The following is a 3,014-nucleotide window of genomic DNA, read 5'->3' as shown; positions in this document are numbered from 1 at the left end:
TTTGGTTGTGGTTTTTGTTTAAATCGGAATGAAAAACCAGTAACTGAACGCCCTGTTTTATGCTGTGCAACAGATACAATAATATCCGTATGTTCATTGATTTGCTTAATTGATGGCTCTAGTACACGGGATTTAAGTACATCAATTCGCTTGTAATCTCCCTCATTAATTCCTATCTGTTTTTTAAAGTCATCCAACCCAATTACGGGTGTTTTTCCTGTGCTACGCCAAGCAATTAAAATTTCGTATAAGCGAACAGCATAGGCACTTTTTAATTGACTAACTTGTTCTAATTCATAGCTTGTGAAGTGTTTTTCTAGTCGAGTAATTAGCGGGATAATAGCGGGAGCAAAAATTAACTTAACAACTGCTTCTTGTTCAACGTAAATAACTTCGCTTACCCAGCGTGATTTATGATGCTGGATATTCCCCTTTTCGCTAAGGCTTTGATAGCTGAATTGTCTTGCAAAAAGATCATCACAAGCATCTTTCAAGGCTTGATATGCGGTATTTCGATGCACTCCAAATTGATTTATATAGCTTTCTGCATGAATGTTTAAAGGGTCATTCGCATTAATTCCTTTGCCTGATTCCCTTGCTTCCACAATTGCTAGCAGAATTAACCGTTGTTCTGTTAGGTCAAGGTTGTAACTAGCATTGATTAGAGCATTGTCTTTGACTACTAATTCCGACATCTCCCACCTATAATTTTTATGATGTAAATCCACCATAATATTTTATGATGGATTATGCAAGGTAAATGGTGGAGTATTGAGAAATTCTTGCAAGGTAAATGGTGGAGTATTGCAAGGTAAATGGTGGAGAATGATCGCTGAAACGCACGTATACCAATGATTTCAGCCCTCCTAAAAGCATTTAAAAGCTTTTTATATTATTAAAAGCCCAAAAAAATCAAAAACGGCATTTAAAACTGCCCTATGTTTTCGCTTCGCTCAAACTCTATTGAATCTCGCTTCGCTCGATTCCTGGGGCAGTTTTTTCAAAGACCGGCTAGAACGCTAAAAACAAGAATGGATTCGCTTCGCTCATAAAGCTTTATGCTCGCTTCGCTCGTCATGAAGCCAATTAATACAGTCGCTTCGCTCTGTAAATCTCGTTATAACGAAATAGGAAGCTTGTAATCAGGGAAAAGGCAGGGGCGAAATTTTTATAACGCTCAATCGCTCGTAGACACTCGCTCGGTTTATTGTTTTAAAATCATATATTTAAAATTCTATCGTATAAATTTAATAAAACTAACGTATAAAAATCTTGATTTAATCAATTCTATCGTATAAATTTAATAAAACTAACGTATAAGAGTAAATATTATGGCTAAAGTTATTGGTATCTTCACAGGTAAAGATTTGAAATGGATGGAATCAGAAGGCGGTTCAGGCTATTGGATAGTACGTACAGACCGTATTAAAAGTGCTGAATATGTAATTTTAATTCGAAATCATAGAGAAACATGGGCAGTAAAAGATGGCTTAGGTCATGGTCAAGCCTTCATGGTTGGTAAAATTTCGGGCTGTATTCCTACTAAAAAACATGCAGGTAGAAAATTAATTCAAATTAGTGAATATGCACTGTTGCCAGACACAGAAAACTTTAAAAAGGCTTGGAAGAAATTAACAGCAGGTCAAAGATATCCAGTAGCTTATTTGAATACCAATGATCTATTACAAAACCTTGACCTTGATGTTGAAAAACTTGAGTGGTCTGCTTTTAATGCAAATCCAAATGCAGAAACTGCTTCACCTGAATCTGAAATTATTGCTGAAGAATCTGTAGATGAAACAAAAGAACTATCTGAAATTATTGCTGAAGCTAAAGAAATGATAGCTCATGCAGCAGGTATTGACGTGGATAAAGTTAATATCCAAATCAGTTTCTAATTAATTTTATTTAATAGCTCATAGCCATTTAGTTATGAGCTAATTTTTTTAAATACTCGTCAAAGTCTTGCTTGTTTAAATCACCTGAAACGTACTGATCATAAAGTTTTTGATGATCTTCAGTGATTCCTAAATCGTAATATTCTCGATCTGATTTCTTTAAAAACACCTCTAATAAACGATTATTTTTTTCAGCATCACTTAATTTCATGGTCTAAATGCTCCTATTTTGCGTTTATTGGCGTTTTTAGCCCTGTTTAGCTAGATTTCCCTGTTTTTAAGAAAATGGCGCTTAAATGCGATTTTAGGCGGTTTTTACGCTATGGGGTGAAATTCGATATTGGGGCGTTGCTAACAAGCAAATTTTTAGCGGTTTGGAGATTTATCATTTTCCGACAGCAGGAGGGAATGTGCACGCTTCCGCGTTTCTCTCCGAGAAACAAAAAACCGACCTCTGAAAAAGATAAAAATAAGCCCCAAAATTTGGGGCGTTTTGAAATCTTTTTTAGAGGATTAATTGCTACTTTTTAGCATTCACGTAGTCATAAAATTGAATTTGCTGTTTTGGGTCTTTTAGCATGATGCGAAGCCGTTGCATAAAATCATCTGGAGATTCGTTTTCCTGTTTTAAATGAGCGAATTTCTTGTCACGGGACATATTGAACGACAAGCTATTCACTTGCATGTTTCGCAATTCAATAAACTTAGGTTCATCGACCTGTTTGATTGGTGCAGATTGGATTTTCTTAGAACCAAAGCCGAGCTGCTCCAGTAGCGGATAAAACATCCTGAATTTTTTTGGCTCTAAAAGCATGTTTGCAAGGCGTTTCGTAAAGTCTTCGGATGACTCTCCGATCTCTGCATATTCGCTACCAACTTCGGGCAGTTCAGATAATTTGTGTGCAAACAAATGCCGTTGTGCATCGGTCATTTCGACAAAGAAATCAGGTGTGTTTGGATCTCGTTTTGGGTCGGTTCTTTGTTCTACTTTTGGTTGTGGTTTTTGTTTAAATCGGAATGAAAAACCAGTAACTGAACGCCCTGTTTTATGCTGTGCAACAGATACAATAATATCCGTATGTTCATTGATTTGCTTAATTGATGGCTCTAGTACAC

3 protein-coding genes and 1 pseudogene are annotated in these 3,014 nt (G+C 36.2%); 1 reads left to right on the top strand and 3 read right to left on the bottom strand.

Annotated features, from left to right (window positions below; genetic code table 11):
• Positions 1 to 695: replication initiation protein RepM (gene repM, locus C3420_RS16625; RefSeq protein WP_103857253.1), on the bottom strand; the 695-nt coding region annotated here is incomplete at its 3' end.
• Positions 696 to 1,331: 636 nt separating this feature from the next.
• On the opposite strand from repM, the gene C3420_RS16620 reads away from it, so the two are divergent.
• Positions 1,332 to 1,898, top strand: a complete 567-nt coding sequence (locus C3420_RS16620; RefSeq protein WP_103801072.1) for a hypothetical protein — start codon at positions 1,332 to 1,334, stop codon at positions 1,896 to 1,898.
• Positions 1,899 to 1,926: 28 nt separating this feature from the next.
• On the opposite strand, the gene C3420_RS16615 is transcribed toward C3420_RS16620, so the two are convergent.
• Together C3420_RS16615 and C3420_RS16605 are read right to left on the bottom strand one after the other, a co-directional pair.
• Positions 1,927 to 2,109: a hypothetical protein gene (locus C3420_RS16615; RefSeq protein ID WP_103801071.1), complete on the bottom strand. Its 183-nt coding sequence runs from the start codon at positions 2,107 to 2,109 to the stop codon at positions 1,927 to 1,929.
• Between the two features lie 309 nt (positions 2,110 to 2,418).
• Positions 2,419 to 3,014: pseudogene (locus C3420_RS16605) on the bottom strand (RepB family plasmid replication initiator protein); the annotation flags it as partial.

The organism is Acinetobacter sp. ACNIH3, assembly GCF_002918965.1.
Lineage (GTDB): Bacteria > Pseudomonadota > Gammaproteobacteria > Pseudomonadales > Moraxellaceae > Acinetobacter > Acinetobacter schindleri.
The sequence above is the reverse complement of the archived record's forward strand: the minus strand, read 5'-3'. Positions and strand labels throughout refer to the sequence as shown.

Excerpts from the sequence above, each read along its gene's own strand:
- C3420_RS16620 (WP_103801072.1), top strand. The coding sequence starts at position 1,332 with ATGGCTAAAGTTATTGGTATCTTCACAGGTAAAGATTTGAAATGGATG.
- C3420_RS16615 (WP_103801071.1), bottom strand. The coding sequence starts at position 2,109 with ATGAAATTAAGTGATGCTGAAAAAAATAATCGTTTATTAGAGGTGTTT.